This window comes from Streptomyces sp. R21 (assembly GCF_041051975.1).
GTDB lineage: Bacteria > Actinomycetota > Actinomycetes > Streptomycetales > Streptomycetaceae > Streptomyces.
In genome coordinates this window covers 3,817,006-3,834,228 of record NZ_CP163435.1, presented here as the reverse complement: position 1 = coordinate 3,834,228, position 17,223 = coordinate 3,817,006, and the positions used below count along the sequence as shown (strand labels likewise).

General features: G+C 69.9%; 12 protein-coding genes. 8 read left to right on the top strand and 4 right to left on the bottom strand.

Going from position 1 to position 17,223, the window contains the following annotated elements:
- Nucleotides 1–60: 60 nt before the first annotated feature.
- From AB5J56_RS17080 to AB5J56_RS17050, 7 genes are all read left to right on the top strand, one after another.
- Nucleotides 61–582 (top strand): zinc ribbon domain-containing protein, encoded by a 522-nt coding sequence (locus tag AB5J56_RS17080; protein WP_369233595.1) that lies wholly within the window; start codon nt 61–63, stop codon nt 580–582.
- 168 nt (nt 583–750) lie between these two features.
- Nucleotides 751–2,379 carry a DUF4157 domain-containing protein gene (locus tag AB5J56_RS17075; RefSeq protein ID WP_369242597.1) on the top strand — a complete coding sequence of 543 codons (1,629 nt, stop codon included), beginning with the start codon at nt 751–753 and terminating at the stop codon, nt 2,377–2,379.
- Nucleotides 2,380–2,428: 49 nt separating this feature from the next.
- A complete protein-coding gene (locus tag AB5J56_RS17070; protein WP_369233594.1) occupies nt 2,429–4,468 on the top strand; it encodes a thioredoxin domain-containing protein in 2,040 nt (679 codons plus the stop codon).
- A gap of 247 nt (nt 4,469–4,715) precedes the next feature.
- Nucleotides 4,716–5,978: a glycosyltransferase gene (locus tag AB5J56_RS17065; RefSeq protein WP_369233593.1), complete on the top strand. Its 1,263-nt coding sequence runs from the start codon at nt 4,716–4,718 to the stop codon at nt 5,976–5,978.
- Nucleotides 5,975–7,621, top strand: a complete 1,647-nt coding sequence (locus AB5J56_RS17060) for an ArnT family glycosyltransferase (RefSeq protein WP_369233592.1) — start codon at nt 5,975–5,977, stop codon at nt 7,619–7,621. Before AB5J56_RS17065 ends, AB5J56_RS17060 begins: the two co-directional genes overlap by 4 nt.
- A complete protein-coding gene (locus AB5J56_RS17055; RefSeq protein ID WP_369233591.1) occupies nt 7,618–8,820 on the top strand; it encodes a glycosyltransferase in 1,203 nt (400 codons plus the stop codon). The genes AB5J56_RS17060 and AB5J56_RS17055 overlap by 4 nt, the downstream gene beginning before the upstream one ends.
- A gap of 158 nt (nt 8,821–8,978) precedes the next feature.
- Nucleotides 8,979–11,243, top strand: coding sequence for a galactose oxidase-like domain-containing protein (locus AB5J56_RS17050; protein ID WP_369242595.1), 2,265 nt, complete (start codon nt 8,979–8,981; stop codon nt 11,241–11,243).
- Between the two features lie 9 nt (nt 11,244–11,252).
- Here the strand turns inward: AB5J56_RS17050 and AB5J56_RS17045 are convergent, their stop codons facing one another.
- From AB5J56_RS17045 to AB5J56_RS17030, 4 genes are all read right to left on the bottom strand, one after another.
- The gene (locus AB5J56_RS17045) at nt 11,253–11,978 is read right to left on the bottom strand and encodes a Mut7-C RNAse domain-containing protein (protein WP_369233590.1); all 726 of its coding nucleotides are present in this window, start codon (nt 11,976–11,978) and stop codon (nt 11,253–11,255) included.
- 35 nt (nt 11,979–12,013) lie between these two features.
- Nucleotides 12,014–12,646, bottom strand: coding sequence for a TetR/AcrR family transcriptional regulator (locus AB5J56_RS17040; RefSeq protein ID WP_369233589.1), 633 nt, complete (start codon nt 12,644–12,646; stop codon nt 12,014–12,016).
- 5 nt (nt 12,647–12,651) lie between these two features.
- A complete protein-coding gene (locus AB5J56_RS17035) occupies nt 12,652–14,220 on the bottom strand; it encodes an MFS transporter (protein ID WP_369233588.1) in 1,569 nt (522 codons plus the stop codon).
- Nucleotides 14,221–14,335: 115 nt separating this feature from the next.
- A complete protein-coding gene (locus AB5J56_RS17030; protein ID WP_369233587.1) occupies nt 14,336–15,073 on the bottom strand; it encodes a hemolysin III family protein in 738 nt (245 codons plus the stop codon).
- Between the two features lie 323 nt (nt 15,074–15,396).
- Here AB5J56_RS17030 and AB5J56_RS17025 point away from each other — a divergent pair, with 323 nt between their 5' ends.
- Nucleotides 15,397–17,220, top strand: coding sequence for a phosphoenolpyruvate carboxykinase (GTP) (locus AB5J56_RS17025; protein WP_369233586.1), 1,824 nt, complete (start codon nt 15,397–15,399; stop codon nt 17,218–17,220).
- The last annotated feature ends 3 nt before the right edge of the window (nt 17,221–17,223 follow it).

Here is a 17,223-nt window from a genome sequence, read left to right as displayed (position 1 = left end):
ACCGTGTGGCCGTTCCGGCGCCGGGTGCGGGCGAGATCGGGCCGGGGGGTGCGGCTCCTGGTGATCCTGGCCGTGGTGCTGGCGCTGTGCGTGGGCGCCTTCCTGCTGCTGCCTGCCGGACGAGCTCTGTTCGAGGACACCCGGGACAAGCTGTCCGACCCCAGACCCGTGACCCCGGCGCGCACCAGCGCGAGCGCCGAGGTCCCCGGGCACCCGGCGAAGAACACCACGGACGGGCTGCGCAACCGCTACTGGGGCGTGCCCGCGGCGGGTGCCTCGGTGACGTACACCTTCGGCAAGCCGTTCCGGCTGGTCGACCTGCTCATCACCAACGGCGCGTCCAAGGACCCGGAGGTGTACGCCACCGAGGGGCGTGCACTCCGGATCGACGTCGAGGTGACGACAGAGGACGGCGAGCGGCACGACAAGCAGCTGACCCTCAGCGACAAGCCGGGCCCACAGCCGTTCCCCACCGGGATCAGCGACGTGAAGACGGTACGTCTGGTCCTGCGCTCGGCCACCGGCCTGACCCGGGGCCGTCATCTGGCCCTGGCGGAGGTGGAGTTCTTCCAGCGGTCCTGACCGAGCGGTATCGAGCGACACGGAGGCTTCGGCATGCGCGCGAGGAAAGACGCGAGGAAAGAAGAGCCCCGGTCCCAGGACCGGACCACCCCGACCCGGGCACCGGGACCGGCTCTCGGCCTTACCGCGGGAGCAGGGCTGCCCGCCGGGCGTCCGGCGCCCGCGGCCATGGCGGCCCTGCAGCGCTCGGTGGGCAACCAGGCGGCGGTCCGCATGCTCCGGCGGGGAGGCGCGCAGCCGGTGCAGCGCTCCTCGGCGCCCGAGGTGCTGCGCTCCGCCGGACGTCCGCTGGCCAAGCCCGTCCGCGCCGACATGGAGGCCAGGCTCGGCGCGGACTTCTCCGACGTACGACTGCACACCGGCACGGCCGCGCAGCGCTCGGCGGACGAGCTGGGCGCGCGGGCGTACACCTCGGGCAGCGACATCGTCCTCGGCCGGGGCGGCGGGGACCGGCACACCCTGGCGCACGAGCTGACGCACGTCATCCAGCAGCGTCGGGGCCCGGTGTCCGGCACCGACAACGGCTGCGGGCTGAAGGTCAGCGACCCCACGGACCGCTTCGAGCAGGCGGCGGAACGCAATGCCCGCGCGGCGCTGGCCGGCCCGGCACCGGAGCGGGCGGCCGGTCCGGCGCACGCGGGCCACGACCACGGGACGGGCGGGGACACCCACCACATCCAGCGGTACGCGGTCGTCCACCCCGGCACGGCCCAGTACCCCGTACTGGGGACGCTGGACGAGAACGGCCAACCGGGCGCCGCGGCGCAGGATTTCTTCCCGGGCCAGGTGGCCCGTCCCAGGCCGGTCACGGACCCCCAGTCCGGGCGGACGGAGGAGACCCACAGCTTCGTCGGCGCGGACGGCACCCTCAACGTCGAGTACGAGGGGCAGGTCCCGCTGCGGCTGGCGGCAAAGCTCGACCTGGCGGTCGAGGACGCCCAGGGCGCCCGCCAGGCCAAGACGTTCTTCGCCACCGACCAGCGCATCAACCAGGCCAATGAACGGCTGCGCGGCATGGTGGGGCTGGACCGGGCCGACGGTTACATGACGCTGCGCAAGTCCACGAGGATCCTCAAGATCGCCACCCGTGAGAAGCAACTCACCCTGTGGCAGGTCGTACCGGTCGTGAACCGCCCCGCCACCTTCCAGCGCCCGGCCACCCGACAGCGCGGTCTCGACGCCCGGCTTCCCCAGCGCTGCAACGAGATCGCCACCGCGGTCACCGGACAGCACAGCCCCGAGATCACCGGGGAACAGCGCTACTTCCACGCCCTCGCGGACGTACTGGGCAACCTGTCGCCCGACACCCCGGCCGCGCGGCACAAGGACAACCTGAAGCAGGCCTGGGACCGGTGCGCCACCGACCGCTCGCCCGAGGCCACGGGACAACTGACCGACGTCCTGAGCAGCCTGATCCAGGGTGTCATGACACTCCGCGACGACCCGGCGCAGGCGGGCCGGCTCACGGCGGCCTACGAGAAGTTCAAACTGAACCAGTTCACGCCGCCCGCCGGTATCGGCGACCTCTTCATGATCAAGTCGCTGCGCGCGGACGCCAGTTCGGGCGGACTCGACTTCCACTTCGCCGGTGTGGTGGCCAAGAGCGGCGAGGACCACATCACCATGGAGAACTACGCCCGGCACGAGGAGACGAAGACCCTCAGCAGCGGGGATCCGCAGTGGTTCTTCCAGATGTACGGCCCGCAGCAGAACATGCAGAGCTTCCACCAGGAATGGGACTGGGAGAACCGCTTCAGGGCCGAGCGCCTCACGCTGACCATCCTGCTCCAGGGCTGACCCGGAAGCTTCGCGGCCGGGGGACATGGGGTGTGAGAGGCTGGCTCGTATGAACCGGTTGGGTGGCGTGACCTCGCCTTATCTGCTTCAGCATGCCGAGAATCCAGTCGACTGGTGGCCCTGGGAGCCGGGCGCCTTCGAGGAGGCGCGCCGCCGCAACGTACCGATTCTGTTGTCGGTCGGATACTCCGCGTGTCACTGGTGCCACGTCATGGCGCACGAGTCCTTCGAGGACGAGGCGACGGCCGCGTATCTGAACGAGCACTTCGTGAACGTGAAGGTCGACCGCGAGGAGCGGCCCGACGTCGACGCCGTCTACATGGAGGCGGTCCAGGCGGCGACCGGCCAGGGCGGCTGGCCCATGACGGTCTTCCTCACCCCGGAGGCCGAGCCCTTCTACTTCGGTACGTACTTCCCGCCCGCGCCCCGCCACGGCATGCCCTCCTTCCGGCAGGTTCTCGAAGGCGTGAGCACCGCCTGGACCGACCGGCAGGGCGAGGTCGCCGAGGTCGCCGGGAACATCGTGCGCGACCTGGCGACACGCGAACTCTCGTACACCTCCGCCGAGATCCCCGGCGAGGAGGAGGCCGCCCAGGCCCTGCTCGGGCTCTCCCGCGAGTACGACGCGCAACGCGGCGGCTTCGGCGGCGCGCCCAAGTTCCCGCCGTCCATGGTGATCGAGTTCCTGCTGCGCCACCACGCCCGGACCGGCTCCGAGGGCGCCCTGCAGATGGCCGCCGACACCTGCGAGCGCATGGCGCGCGGCGGTATCTACGACCAGCTCGGCGGCGGCTTCGCCCGCTACTCGGTCGACCGCGAGTGGGTCGTGCCGCACTTCGAGAAGATGCTGTACGACAACGCGCTGCTGTGCCGCGTGTACGCGCACCTGTGGCGTGCCACGGGCTCCGAGTTCGCCCGCCGGGTCGCCCTGGAGGCCGCCGACTTCATGGTCCGCGAACTGCGCACCAACGAGGGCGGGTTCGCCTCCGCCCTCGACGCCGACAGCGACGACGGCACGGGCAGGCACGTCGAGGGCGCGTACTACGTGTGGACGCCCGAGCAGCTCACCGACGCCCTCGGTGAGGCGGATGCCGCGCTCGCCGCCCAGCACTTCGGCGTGACCGAGGAGGGCACCTTCGAAGAGGGCGCCTCCGTGCTCCAACTCCCGCAGCACGAAGGGGTTCTGGACGCGGGCAGGCTCGACTCCATCCGCGAGCGGCTGCTCGCCAAGCGTGCCGAGCGCCCGGCCCCCGGCCGTGACGACAAGATCGTGGCCGCCTGGAACGGTCTGGCGATCGCCGCCCTCGCCGAGACCGGCGCCTACTTCGAGCGCCCCGACCTCGTGGACGCCGCGATCGGCGCCGCCGACCTCCTCGTACGGCTGCATCTGGACGACCGCGCACGCCTCGCCCGTACCAGCAAGGACGGCCAGGTCGGCGCGAACGCGGGGGTGCTGGAGGACTACGCGGATGTCGCCGAGGGGTTCCTCGCGCTCGCCTCCGTCACCGGGGAGGGGGTCTGGCTGGAATTCGCCGGGTTCCTGCTCGACCACGTGATCGTGCAGTTCACCGACAGGGAATCAGGCGCCCTGTACGACACCGCGGCCGACGCCGAGAAGCTCATCCGCCGCCCCCAGGACCCCACCGACAACGCCACGCCCTCGGGCTGGAGCGCGGCGGCCGGGGCGCTGCTGAGCTATGCGGCGCAGACCGGCGCCGAACCCCATCGCACCGCCGCCGAGGGGGCGTTGGGCGTCGTGAAGGCGCTCGGCCCGCGCGCCCCCCGTTTCATCGGCTGGGGTCTCGCGGTGGCGGAGGCACTGCTCGACGGCCCGCGCGAGGTCGCGATCGTCGGCCCGGCGGGCGATCCGGGCACAACCGCCCTGCACCGTACGGCACTTCTGGCCACCGCCCCGGGCGCTGTCGTGGCCGTGGGTACTGCGGAGAGTGACGAACTTCCGTTGCTCGCAGGGCGTCCTCTCGTCGGCGGTGAACCGGCCGCGTATGTCTGCCGTAACTTCACGTGCGACGCACCGACGACCGATCCGGAGCGGCTCAGGGGGGCGTTGGGGGGCGTGGGGGAGCGCTGAGCGGGCGTGTGAACCCACGTTGATCAGCGAGAACGTGGTCTGACCAGGGCGTCTGGCAAGGGTGTTCGACCGGTCGAATGTGTGCACGTGTTCGGATACATCCCTCTTGGCGACACCCCGTTCCGAAACACGCTATTTATCGGAACAGCTCCCAGGCTTCACAGTTCCCCCTTAGTGTCTCCACCGTGACGCGACAGGTGTGACTCACTGTCGCGACAGGGGGTTCTGGGGATCTGGGGGGATCTTTTTGCTGACGTCTGTCTTCATCACTGCCGTTTCACTGGCCCTGTTCTGGATGGCGGCCTTCACCTTGTGGTGGCAGATGCACGCGTGGCGTACGCCCGAAGTGCTCGCCTCCACCCGATTCAGCAGGCCGGACGGCGGCGAGAGCCTGTCCTTCTCGCTGCTGCTGCCCGCACGCCACGAACAGGCCGTCCTCGACCACACCATCCAGCGCCTGCTGGAATCCAGCCACACCGACTTCGAGATCATCGTCATCGTGGGGCACGACGACCCGGAGACCACGGCGGTCGCCCGGAGCGCCGAGGCCCGCGACCCGCGCGTACGCGTCGTCGTCGACACCCACGAGAAGAAGAACAAGCCCAAGGCGATGAACACGGCGCTGCCGCACTGCCGCGGCGACGTCGTGGGCGTCTTCGACGCCGAGGACCAGGTCCACCCGGAGCTGCTCGCCCACGTCGACCACGCGTTCCGCACCACGGACGCCGACGTCGTCCAGGGCGGCGTGCAGCTCATCAACTTCCACTCCAACTGGTACGCGCTGCGCAACTGCCTGGAGTACTTCTTCTGGTTCCGCTCCCGGCTGCACCTGCACGCACAGAAGGGGTTCATCCCGCTCGGCGGCAACACCGTCTTCGTACGGACGAAGGTGCTGCGCGAAGCCGACGGCTGGGACCCCAACTGCCTCGCGGAGGACTGCGACCTGGGCGTCCGGCTCTCCAGCGTCGGCAAGAAGGTCGTCGTCGCCTACGACTCCGACATGGTCACCCGGGAGGAGACCCCGGGCAGCCTGATGTCGCTGCTGAAACAGCGCACCCGCTGGAACCAGGGCTTCCTCCAGGTCTACCGCAAGAAGGACTGGAAGCAACTCCCGGGATTCGGGCAGCGGATGCTCGCCCGCTACACGCTCATGACGCCGTTCCTGCAAGCCGTCTCCGGCGTCATCATTCCGCTCAACGTGGCCATCGCGCTCTTCCTGGACGTGCCTGTCGGCATCGCCTTCGTGACGTTCCTGCCGGCCGTCACGGCTCTGGTCACCTTCGTCTTCGAGCTCGTCGGACTGCACGACTTCGGCAAGCAGTACGGGCTCCGCGTCCGATTCGTCCACTACCTGAAGCTCGTGGTGGGCGGCCCCTTCTATCAGGTCCTCCTCGCAGGGGCCGCCATCCGCGCCGTATGGCGTGAGCAACGCGGCCGCAACGACTGGGAGTTGACCGCACATGTCGGCGCGCATCTCACCGAAGTGATCCGAGAGGACGTTCCTGCGTGACCTCCACCCTTCCCGCGGTGACCACGACCAAGGTCCCCGCGCAGCGCCAGCCTGCGCCCACCACCGGTTCGACCCCTCGAACAACGCCTCCGGGGCGGCTCCGTTCCTCGCGCCCGGACCTGATCCTGTGCGGCCTGCTCCTTGTGGCGATCCTCGTCGTGCAGGGCTGGAACATCGCCGACTACCCGACGCTCAGCGACGACGAGGGCACCTACCTCGCCCAGGCCTGGTCCGTGCAGCAGGGCACCGGCCTCGCCCACTACACCTACTGGTACGACCACCCGCCGCTCGGCTGGATCCAGATAGCCCTGCTGACCTGGATCCCCGCCCACATCAGCCCCTCGCTGATGACGGTCGGCTCGATGCGGGTCGCGATGCTGCTGGTCAGCGCCGTGAGCGCGGTCCTCGTGTACGTCCTCGCGCGCCGCCTCTCGCTGCCCCGCTGGGCCGCCGGGCTCGCGATGGTCCTCTTCGGGCTCTCGCCGCTCTCCGTCGTCCTGCAGCGCGAGATCTTCCTCGACAACATCGCGGTGATGTGGACGCTCCTCGCGTTCTGCCTCGCCGCCTCCCCGAGCCGCCATCTCTGGCACCACTTCGGGGCGGGCCTCGCGGCCGCGGCAGGTGTGCTCACCAAGGAGACGATGCTCGTCATCCTGCCCGCGCTGATGGTCACCATGTGGCGCCACAGCCACCGCGACACCCGCAAGTTCGCGCTCACCGGAGCCGTCACCGCCTGCGTCCTCATCGGCCTGTCCTACCCGCTCTTCGCCCTGCTCAAGGGCGAGTTGCTGCCCGGCGGCGGACACGTCTCCCTCTGGGACGGCGTCACCTACCAGATGAGCCGCCCCGGCTCCGGCTTCATCCTCGACCCGGGCACCGGCTCGCACGGCGTCCTGCAGTCCTGGCTCTACTACGACCGCGTGCTGCCCCTCGGCGGACTGGCCGGCGCCCTGCTGCTCCTGGTCATCTGGCGCTGGTCGGTGACCGCCCGCGCCCTCGCCGGACCCGCGCTCACCGTGGGAATCCTCGCCCTGGTGGCGCTGCGGCCGAGCGGCTACCTGCCCGCGATGTACGTCATCCAGGCCCTGCCGTTCCTCGCGATCGTCCTCGCCGGAGGGGCCGCGAGCATCGCCCACGGCGTGCTGCGCAGATGGCGCACGGAAGCCGAGAAGCGGTACGTCACCGCCGGCCGCTACACCCTCGCGGGCGTCCTCGCCCTCGCCGCCGGCGCCTACGCCGTACCGCACTGGTACGACGGCGACCGCACCGCCGTGACCGCCGACGCCAACGCCCCCTACCGGGCAGCCTCTTCATGGCTGAAGACCGAGGTGAAGAACCCCGAGGACACCCGCGTCCTCGTCGACGACGCGCTCTGGCTCGACCTCGTCCACGACGGCTACCGGCCCGGACTCGGCGTCATCTGGTTCTACAAGGCCGACCTCGACCCCGCGGTGACCAAGACGATGCCGCGCGGCTGGCGCGACCTCGACTACGTCGTCGCCTCCCCGACCGTACGGCGCGACGCGGTCGACCTGCCCAACGTGAAGGCCGCGATGCAGCACTCGAAGCCGGTCGCCACCTTCGGCACCGGCGCGGACCGCATCGAGATCAGGCAGATCCAGACCGTCGGAGGCACCCGATGACGTACGAGTCAACTGTCCCGGAGGAACTGGGCGATCCGGCCGTACGCGCCGCCGAGGTTCCCGAGCCCGGCGCCGTCACCATCGTCGTGCCGACCTTCAACGAGTCCGCGAACATCAGGGAGTTGCTGCACCGGATCACCGAGTCGGTGCCGACCCGGCTGCCCTGCGAGGTGGTCTTCGTCGACGACTCCACGGACGACACCCCCGAGGTGATCTCCGAGGCGGCGCAGGACTGCCCGTTCCCCGTCACCGTGCTGCACCGGGACGAACCGGTGGGCGGCCTCGGCGGCGCGGTCGTCGAGGGGCTCAAGGCGGCGGCCTCGGACTGGATCGTCGTCATGGACGGCGACCTCCAGCATCCGCCGTCCCTGGTACCGGAGCTGGTGGCCACCGGGGAACGCTCCTCCGCCGGACTGGTCGTCGCCTCCCGCTACATCAAGGGCGGCAGCCGCGCCGGACTCGCGGGCGGCTACCGCATCGCCGTCTCGCGCGGCGCGACCTGGCTCACCAAGACGCTGTTCCCGCGCCGGCTGCGCGGCATCAGCGACCCGATGAGCGGCTTCTTCGCGATCCGCCGCAGCGCCGTCACCGCCGACATCCTCCAGCCGCTCGGCTACAAGATCCTCCTCGAACTCGCCGTCCGCAGCCGCCCCCGCCAGGTCAGCGAGGTGCCGTTCGTCTTCCAGGACCGCTTCGCGGGGGAGTCCAAGTCGACCGCGCAGGAGGGCTTCCGGTTCCTGCGCCACCTCGTCGGGCTGCGCACCGCCTCGCCCGTAGCCCGCTTGGTGGTCTTCGGACTGATAGGCGCCACCGGCTTCGTACCGAACCTCTTCGGCCTGTACGCCCTCACCACGCTCGGCATGCACTACGTACCGGCCGAGATCGTCGCCAACCAGTTCGGGGTCGCCTGGAACTTCCTGCTCATCGAGCATCTGCTGTTCCGCGAGCGCCGCAAACACCGCAGCTGGTGGGACCGCGTGGGCCGGTTCGCGCTGCTCGCCAACGCGGACCTGGTGCTGCGCATCCCGCTGATCGCCCTGTTCGTCGACCGGTTCGGGATGGGGGCGCTGTCCGCGACCGCCCTCGCGCTGGTGACGACGTTCGTCCTGCGCTTCGTAGGGACCGAAGCGCTGGTCTATCTGCCGCGCCGCGGCCGCGAGTCCGCGGGCGGGAGCCGCACAGCAAGGAGAACCGCGTGACACATCCGGTACGGGCACGGCTCGCACGACCACGACGCAGAACCTCGCTTCTGGCGGTGGCGGGCCTCGCCGCCGGGCTGCTGCTGATCTCGCCGCAGCCCGCGTCCGCCGCGAACCTCATCACCAACCCGGGCTTCGAGACGGCCGGCACCGACGGCATGCCGTCCTGCTGGGAGAAGTCCGGCTGGGGCGACAACGACTTCGCCTTCACCACGACGACCGACGCGCACTCCGGCACCAAGGCCATGAAGGTCGCGCTGACCCGCCGCGTCAGCGGCGACCGCAAGGCGCTGATCACCGAGTCCGCGAGCTGCGCCCCGGCGGTCACCACGGGCAAGCAGTACGACCTCGGGCTCTGGTACAAGACCACCACCCCCGACGCCGCGATCACCCTCTTCCGGCACGACACGACGGCGGGCTGGCAGTACTGGACCGACCTCAAGACGCTGGACATGCAGGGAAGTTGGACCCAGGCGAGCGTCCGCACGCCCGAGGTCCCGGCCGGCACCGACCGGATCACCTGGGGCGTCTCGGTGTACGGCACCGGCTCCGCGACCACCGACGACTACACGATGGACAAGGTCGCCGACACGCTCCCGCCGCCCACCTGCACCGGCACGGCCGACCAGTGCGCCAATGGCAAGTGGGACGTGCTGCCCACGCAGAACCCCGTACGGTCCATGCACTCCGTCGTCCTCAAGAACGGCAAGGTCCTGCTGATCGCCGGCTCCGGCAACAGCGAGGAGAACTTCAACGCGGGCACCTTCACCAGCGCGGTCTACAACCCGGCGACCGGCTCCTACAAGGTGATCCCCACGCCCAAGGACATGTTCTGCGCCGGACACGTCCAACTCGCCGACGGGCGCGTGCTCGTGATGAGCGGCAACAAGGCGTTCCCGGTCGCGGGCGGGCACGGGTACGAGGGGTACAAGGACTCGTACATCTTCGACCCGGACACCGAGACGTACAGCAAGACCAACGACCTCAACGACGGCCACTGGTACCCGTCCGCGACGGAGCTCGGCAACGGGGACATCATCTCCTTCGGCGGTCTGCGCGAGGACTCGTCCGGCTCGGTGACCGCCGAGCGCTGGTCGGCGGCCCAGCAGGCGTGGCTGCCGCTGTGGCAGGTCAACCAGACCTGGTCGTTCTGGGGCCTGTACCCGTCGATGATCCTGATGCAGGACGGCCGGCTCTTCTACTCGGGCAGCCATGTCTTCGGCAACGGCACGCCCGGCACCGGTTCGGCGATCTACGACTACGACGCCAACACCACCACGGCCATCGCGGGCCTGCAGAACAAGGACCAGCGCGACCAGTCCGCCAGTGTGCTGCTGCCGCCCGCCCAGGACCAGAAGGTCCTCACGATCGGCGGCGGGAACATCGACTCCAACCCGGACGCGAACCGGCTGACGGACCTCATCGACCTCAAGGCCGCCAACCCGTCGTACGTCGCCGGCCCGCAGATCCCGCAGGGCACGGTCGACCTCGGCAACGGCCCGGTGGCCGAGACCGGCAACCAGGGCAAGATGTACGTCTCCGCCGTACTGCTGCCGGACGGCAAGGTGCTGGAGACGGGCGGCGGACTCCACAACCGCGCCAACCCCGTCTTCGAGGCGTCGATCTTCGACCCGGACACCTCCACGTTCGATCCCGTGGCCGCCGACCCCCAGGCCCGCGGCTACCACTCGTCCGCGTTCCTGCTCCCCGACGGCCGTGTGATGGCCACCGGTGACAACCCGGGCAACGGCACCTGGAACCACAACGTGTCCATCTACACCCCGCCCTATCTCCTCAAGGGCACGCGTCCGACGATCACTTCGGTGATCGACAACGAGTGGGTGTACGGCGACACGCAGCGCATCACCGTCGACCGGCCCATCGCCAAGGCCGAGTTGATCCGCCCGGCCGCGGTGACCCACTCCTCCGACCCGAACCAGCGCTACGTCGACCTGCCGCTCTCCGTGGACGGCAACAACGTCGACCTGAACGTGACGAGCAACCCCAACCTGGCCCCGCCCGGCTGGTACATGCTCTTCGCGGTCGACGCCAACGGAGTGCCGTCGGTGGCCAAGTGGGTGCACCTCCAGGGCCCGTCCGCGCTGGCCGCGGAGACGTCCTCGGCGCACGTCCACTCCTTCGCCGACTCGCTGGAGGGCAAGGTCACCGAGCCCGGCAAGAAGAAGACGTCGCAGAAGGTCAGCACCACGATCTCCGGATGCGACCGGCACTACGGCACGATCAACGTCTGCGTGCCGACCGCCTTCCCGGACGGCGTGAAGAAGACGACGGCATCCCGTTGCGCCTGGCTGAGGAAGAACGACTACGGGCGCCTGAAGATCAACGGCAAGGACGATCCGCTGGGGCTCGACCCGAACAAGGACCAACTCGCCTGCGGGAAAGCGGATCTGAAGCGGCGTTAGCTCTTCTCGTCAGCTCCCGAACTCCGCGAGGGCGCGCTCCACGATGGCCTCCAGGCTGTCGTGGTGCGCGCCCTTCCAGTAGGCGCGGCCGCACTGCGCGCACTGCGCGAAGACGTCGTACGAGCGCTGGGTGCCGTCCTCGATACGGTCGGCGACCTGGTCCTTGGTGGCTTCCTGGAGGAGACCGTTGCAGGCCGTGCACCGCGTCCACGGCATCAGGGTGGGAGCGAACCGGCCCAGAACGTCGCGGAGTTGGTCGTCGGGCCGGGTGCTGTAGACGAAGGCGCCCGCCCACAGCTCACGGCGGTGCAGCAGGCCCCGGTCACGGCTGAGCATGACGCGCCTCTCGGCGGCCGAGCGGGCGGCGAGCGCCGGGTCGCCGATGTCCGTCGACTCGTACGCCGCATCGACGCCCAGCAGCCTCAACCGCCGGGCCAGCGTGCCGAGATGGACGTCGAGAAGGAAGCGCAGGGGCGCGCCGGGCACCTGCTGCGGACGCTCGACGGGCCGTACGTCCACGGTGTCGCCCGCCGCGGGGATGTACGACACCGGCACCGGGCGTCCGTTCACGACGAGGGCGCCGGCCTCCGTCAGCGGGACGCCGAGCGACTCGACGACATGGCCGAGCGTCGAGACGCCGTCGGTGACGACCGCGGTGGCGCCGGTGCGCCGGGCGGGCGGGACGAACATCCCCAGTTCGGGGGCGAATTCGACGTGGATCTCCGGTCCGTTCACCGGGTCAGGATGCCATGGGCGATGGGGCGCCGGCCTCAGGGTTTCGTGGTGGGCAACCCGTGTTCCAGGACGTTCAGGGTGCGGTCGACCAGGGCGGCGAAGTCCTCCTGGTGGTCCGTCTCCGCCCAGTACAGGGAGGTCTCCATCAGGCCGCCGATGAGGGACATCGCGAAGACGCGTACCTCCAGGCCGTCCGGGTCCAGGCCGGTGCGCTGACCGATGATCCGGCACAGCATGCGGCCGGTGACCGACATGCTCTCCATCATCCGGGAGCGCACCGCGGGCACCTCGACCATCAGCCGGGTGCGCAGCCGGGTCACCTCGGGCTCGTCGGTGACGCCGACGCCGACCGCCTTGTTCATCGCGTACCGCAGCGAGTCCATCCACGGCTCGTCCGCGGGGCGCTCCGTCAGCTCCTGCTCGATGACCGGGTCGTACTCGTCGGTGAGGACGATGTCCTCCTTGGTGGGGAAGTAGCGGAAGACCGTCGACGGGGAGACCTCGGCCGCCTCCGCGATCTGCTCGATCGTGGTGGCGTCGTACCCCTGCTCCTGGATCAGCCGGTACGTCGCGTCACGGATCGCGATGCGGGTCTTCATCTTCTTCCGCTCGCGGAGGCCCGGCTGGGGCCCCGCGGCGGTGGAGGAGCGGTGTGCGGTGGCGGCCATGCCGGTCATTGTCCGGCATCGGCCGGGGCCGCGGCCATGGCGGTGTCCTCGGCGGGGGCGGGCGGGGCCGCGGGCGCCGGGTTCGGCAGCAGCGCCGCGGCCAGCAGCGCCGTGACGAGCGCGGCGATCCCGGTGACCAGCAGGACCAGGTCCATGCCGTGCAGATAGGCGGCGTCGGCGGAGGCCGCGAGGGCGTGGTCGCCGAGCCGGGCCGCGACGACATGGGCGCCGATCACGGAGTCCCCGGCGGTGGTGGCGGCCGCGTGCGGCAGCCCGGAGGTGTCGAGCCGTCCGCCGTACGCGCTCGCCAGGAGCGAGCCGAGCAGGGCGATACCGATCGCGCTGCCCACCTGACGCACTGTCATCAGCAGGCCGGAGCCGCTGCCGGCCCGGTCGCGGGGCAGCGTGCCGAGGGCCGCGGACATCGCGGGGACGACGGCGAACCCGAAGCCCAGTCCGGCGACGGAAAGCCACAGGGCGGTGAATCCGTAGCCGTCGCCGACCGTCGTACGGCTGCCGAGGAACCCGGCGAAGGCGAGCGCGACCAGGGCCGCGCTGACCACCGCGCGCGGTCCGAACTTCCCGACCAGGGGACCCGCGCCCTTCGCGGCCACCAGCAGTCCGGCCATCATCGGCAGCAGCCGCACCCCGGTGGCGAGCGCGTCCTGCCCGAGGACCGCCTGCAGATACTGCGGCAGCACGAACATCAGCCCCGACAGCACGAACATCACCAGGGTCGCGGCGAGGGTGTTCAGCAGGAAGCCGCGCTGGGTGAGGAGGGAGAGGTCCAGCATCGGACGGGCGCTGCGGCGCTCCCGTGCGACGAGGAGCGCGACCAGGGCCGCGGAGCCGGCGAAGAAGGCGAGGATCAGCGGGTCGCCCCAGCCGCGGTGCGGGGCCTCGATGATCGCGTAGATGAGGATGCTGAGGCCGGCCGCGGTGAGCGCGGTGGAGACGGCGTCCACCTTGGGGGAGGCGGGGTCGCGCGTTTCGGGGAGCAGGAACACGCAGGCGGCGATGCCGATCGCGGCCATCGGCACGTTGACCAGGAAGACCGAGCCCCACCAGAAGTGGTTGAGGAGCCAGCCGCCGATGATCGGGCCGAGCGGCAGGCCCAGCGCGGAGGCGGCGGAGACGGCGCCCACGGCCTTGGTGCGCTCGTCGGGCCCGAAGAGCGAGGGCAGGACGGCCAGGGCGAGCGGCATCACGAGCGCGCCGCCGATCCCCATCACGCCGCGGGCGACGACGACGGGCGTGACATCACCGGCGAGGGCGCCGAGCAGGGATCCGGCGAGGAAGATCGCGAGGCCCGTGATGAGCATCCGGCGCCGTCCGAAGCGGTCGCCGAGCAGGCCCGCCGGGAGCATCAGCGAGGCGAAGACGACGACGTAGGCGTCGGCCATCCACTGCTGCTGGCCGGTGGAGGCGCCGAGGTCCCGGGCCATCGTCGGCAGGGCCACGTTGAGGATCGTCATGTCGAAGCCGAGCACCAGCATGCTCGCGACCAGGGCCCCGAGGGCCCACCAGCGGCGGGGGTCGCGCCGGGTGTCTTCGTGCTGAGTGACAGTAACCATGAAATGAGAGTAGCTCTCAAAAAGGGGCGACTGTCAATGGGGAGGCGCCTTCAAGACATGGCAAAGGGCCGCGGCTGGTAAGCCGCGGCCCTGGAAAGAAGCTGGTGGGAGGGGATCACCCGTGCTGATAGGCCACCAGTGAGATGCCGACGTAGTGCACGGCGAACGCCGCGAGCGTGAGGGAGTGGAAGACCTCGTGGAAGCCGAACCAGCGCGGTGACGGGTTGGGGCGCTTGATGCCGTAGATGACGCCGCCCGCGCTGTAGAGCAGACCGCCCACGACGACCAGGACGAGGACGGCGACGCCGCCCGTGTGCAGGAAGTCGGGGAGGAAGAAGACGGCCGCCCAGCCCATCGCGATGTAGCAGGGGGTGTAGAGCCAGCGCGGGGCGCCGACCCAGAACACCCGGAAGATGATGCCCGCCGCCGCCGCGGCCCAGATGCTCCACAGGAGCCACTGCCCCTTGGTGCCCGGCAGCAACAGCATCGTCAGCGGGGTGTAGGTGCCCGCGATGATCAGGAAGATGTTCGCGTGGTCGAGTCTGCGCAGGACGCCGTCCATGCGCGGGCTCCAGGTGCCGCGGTGGTAGACCGCGCTCACGCCGAACAGCAGACAGGCCGTCAGGGCGAAGATCCCGCAGGCGATACGGGCACGGGTGGTGTCCGCGAGAGCGGTGAGCACCAGGCCGGAGACGAGCGCGGCCGGGAACATGCCGAGGTGCAGCCAGCCTCGCAGCTTGGGCTTGACCTCTTGCAGCGCGGTGTGGGTGAGCTGGTGCGGCAGGGAGGCCGCGCCGGACCCGCGGCTGTCGGCCGGCGAGTCCGTGGGCGCGTCGGGGACGGGCGAAGTCATGGAACGAATCGTACCTACGGAACCGTAAGTTACGTATCAGTACGACGCAATGAACGGTCAATAGTGTCCATGCTCTCACGCGCGGTGGTACGGCCGTTCGGGGGTACTGGGGGTGAACCGGCGATGTGCGTCAGGAAACCTTCTCGGGAGTGGTGATGGTCACTCCGCTCAGGTGTGAGGCCCTCTGGACATATGCGCAGTTGCGTCGGATGATCAAATGAGTGTGGTCGGCACCGGATGAGCGCCAGGGCAATCACCACGAAGCATCCGGGTCGCAGCCCCCACGGGGCACTCAACATAAAACCCCTCATCTAGGAGCAATCGTGGCGCGCGACATCGCGGCTCCCTCCACCGTCCCCACCCAGCACAAGGAACTGATCTCGTGGGTGAACGAGATCGCAGAACTGACCGAGCCGGACAACGTGGTCTGGTGTGACGGTTCCGAGGCCGAATACGAGCGTCTGAGCGAGGAGCTCGTCCGCAAGGGCACCTTCCGGAAGCTCGACCCGATCAAGCGCCCGAACTCGTACTACGCCGCCTCCGACCCGACCGATGTCGCGCGCGTCGAGGACCGGACGTTCATCTGCTCCGAGAAGGAGGAGGACGCCGGCCCCACCAACCACTGGAAGGACCCCGCCGAGATGCGGGAGATCTTCAGCGGTGAGAAGGGCGTCTTCCGCGGCTCGATGCGCGGCCGCACCCTGTACGTCGTCCCGTTCTGCATGGGCCCGCTCGGCTCGGACCTCTCCGCGATCGGCGTCGAGATCACCGACTCCGCGTACGTCGCCGTCTCCATGCGCACCATGACCCGCATGGGCCAGGCGGTGCTGGACGAGCTGGGCACCGACGGCTTCTTCGTGCGTGCTGTGCACACGCTCGGAGCGCCGCTGGCCGAGGGTGAGGCCGATGTCCCGTGGCCGTGCAACTCCACGAAGTACATCTCGCACTTCCCGGAGAGCCGCGAGATCTGGTCGTACGGCTCGGGCTACGGCGGCAACGCGCTGCTCGGCAAGAAGTGCTACGCCCTGCGTATCGCCTCCGTCATGGCGCGCGACGAGGGCTGGCTCGCCGAGCACATGCTGATCCTCAAGCTGACGCCCCCGCAGGGCGAGTCGAAGTACGTCGCCGCCGCCTTCCCGAGCGCCTGCGGCAAGACGAACCTCGCCATGCTGGAGCCGACGGTCTCCGGCTGGACGGTCGAGACGATCGGTGACGACATCGCGTGGATGCGGTTCGGCGAGGACGGCCGGCTGTACGCGATCAACCCCGAGGCCGGTTTCTTCGGCGTCGCGCCCGGCACCGGTGAGCACACCAACGCCAACGCGATGAAGACGCTCTGGGGCAACTCCGTCTTCACCAACGTCGCGCTCACGGACGACAACGACGTCTGGTGGGAGGGCATGACGGAGGAGACTCCGGCGCACCTGACCGACTGGAAGGGCAACGACTGGACCCCGGAGTCCGGCGTCCCGGCCGCCCACCCCAACGCCCGCTTCACCACCCCCGCCTCGCAGTGCCCGATCATCGCGCCCGAGTGGGAGGACCCCAAGGGCGTGCCGATCTCGGCGATCCTCTTCGGCGGCCGTCGCGCGACCGCGGTCCCGCTGGTCACCGAGTCCTTCGACTGGAACCACGGCGTCTTCCTCGGCGCGAACGTCGCCTCCGAGAAGACCGCCGCCGCCGAGGGCAAGGTCGGCGAGCTGCGCCGCGACCCCTTCGCCATGCTGCCGTTCTGCGGCTACAACATGGGCGACTACATGGGGCACTGGATCGACGTGGCCAAGGACAAGGACCAGTCCAAGCTGCCGAAGATCTACTACGTCAACTGGTTCCGCAAGAACGACGAGGGCAAGTTCGTCTGGCCCGGCTTCGGCGAGAACAGCCGCGTCCTGAAGTGGATCGTGGACCGGCTCGACGGCAGGGCCGAGGGCGTCGAGACACCGATCGGCGTGCTGCCGGCCAAGGGCGCCCTCGACACCGAGGGTCTCGACCTCTCCGAGTCCGACCTGGACTTCCTGCTCACGGTCGACAAGGAGGTGTGGCGCGAGGAGGCCTCGCTCGTGCCCGAGCACCTCAACACCTTCGGCGAGCACACGCCGAAGGAGCTGTGGGACGAGTACCGCGCGCTGGTCCAGCGCCTGGGCTGACGC

Coding starts and splice junctions, on each gene's coding strand:
- AB5J56_RS17040 (WP_369233589.1), bottom strand. CDS start 12,646: ATGGCCGCCACCGCACACCGCTCCTCCACCGCCGCGGGGCCCCAGCCG.
- AB5J56_RS17055 (WP_369233591.1), top strand. CDS start 7,618: ATGACGTACGAGTCAACTGTCCCGGAGGAACTGGGCGATCCGGCCGTA.
- AB5J56_RS17030 (WP_369233587.1), bottom strand. CDS start 15,073: ATGACTTCGCCCGTCCCCGACGCGCCCACGGACTCGCCGGCCGACAGC.
- AB5J56_RS17075 (WP_369242597.1), top strand. CDS start 751: ATGGCGGCCCTGCAGCGCTCGGTGGGCAACCAGGCGGCGGTCCGCATG.
- AB5J56_RS17035 (WP_369233588.1), bottom strand. CDS start 14,220: ATGGTTACTGTCACTCAGCACGAAGACACCCGGCGCGACCCCCGCCGC.
- AB5J56_RS17070 (WP_369233594.1), top strand. CDS start 2,429: ATGAACCGGTTGGGTGGCGTGACCTCGCCTTATCTGCTTCAGCATGCC.
- AB5J56_RS17050 (WP_369242595.1), top strand. CDS start 8,979: ATGCCGTCCTGCTGGGAGAAGTCCGGCTGGGGCGACAACGACTTCGCC.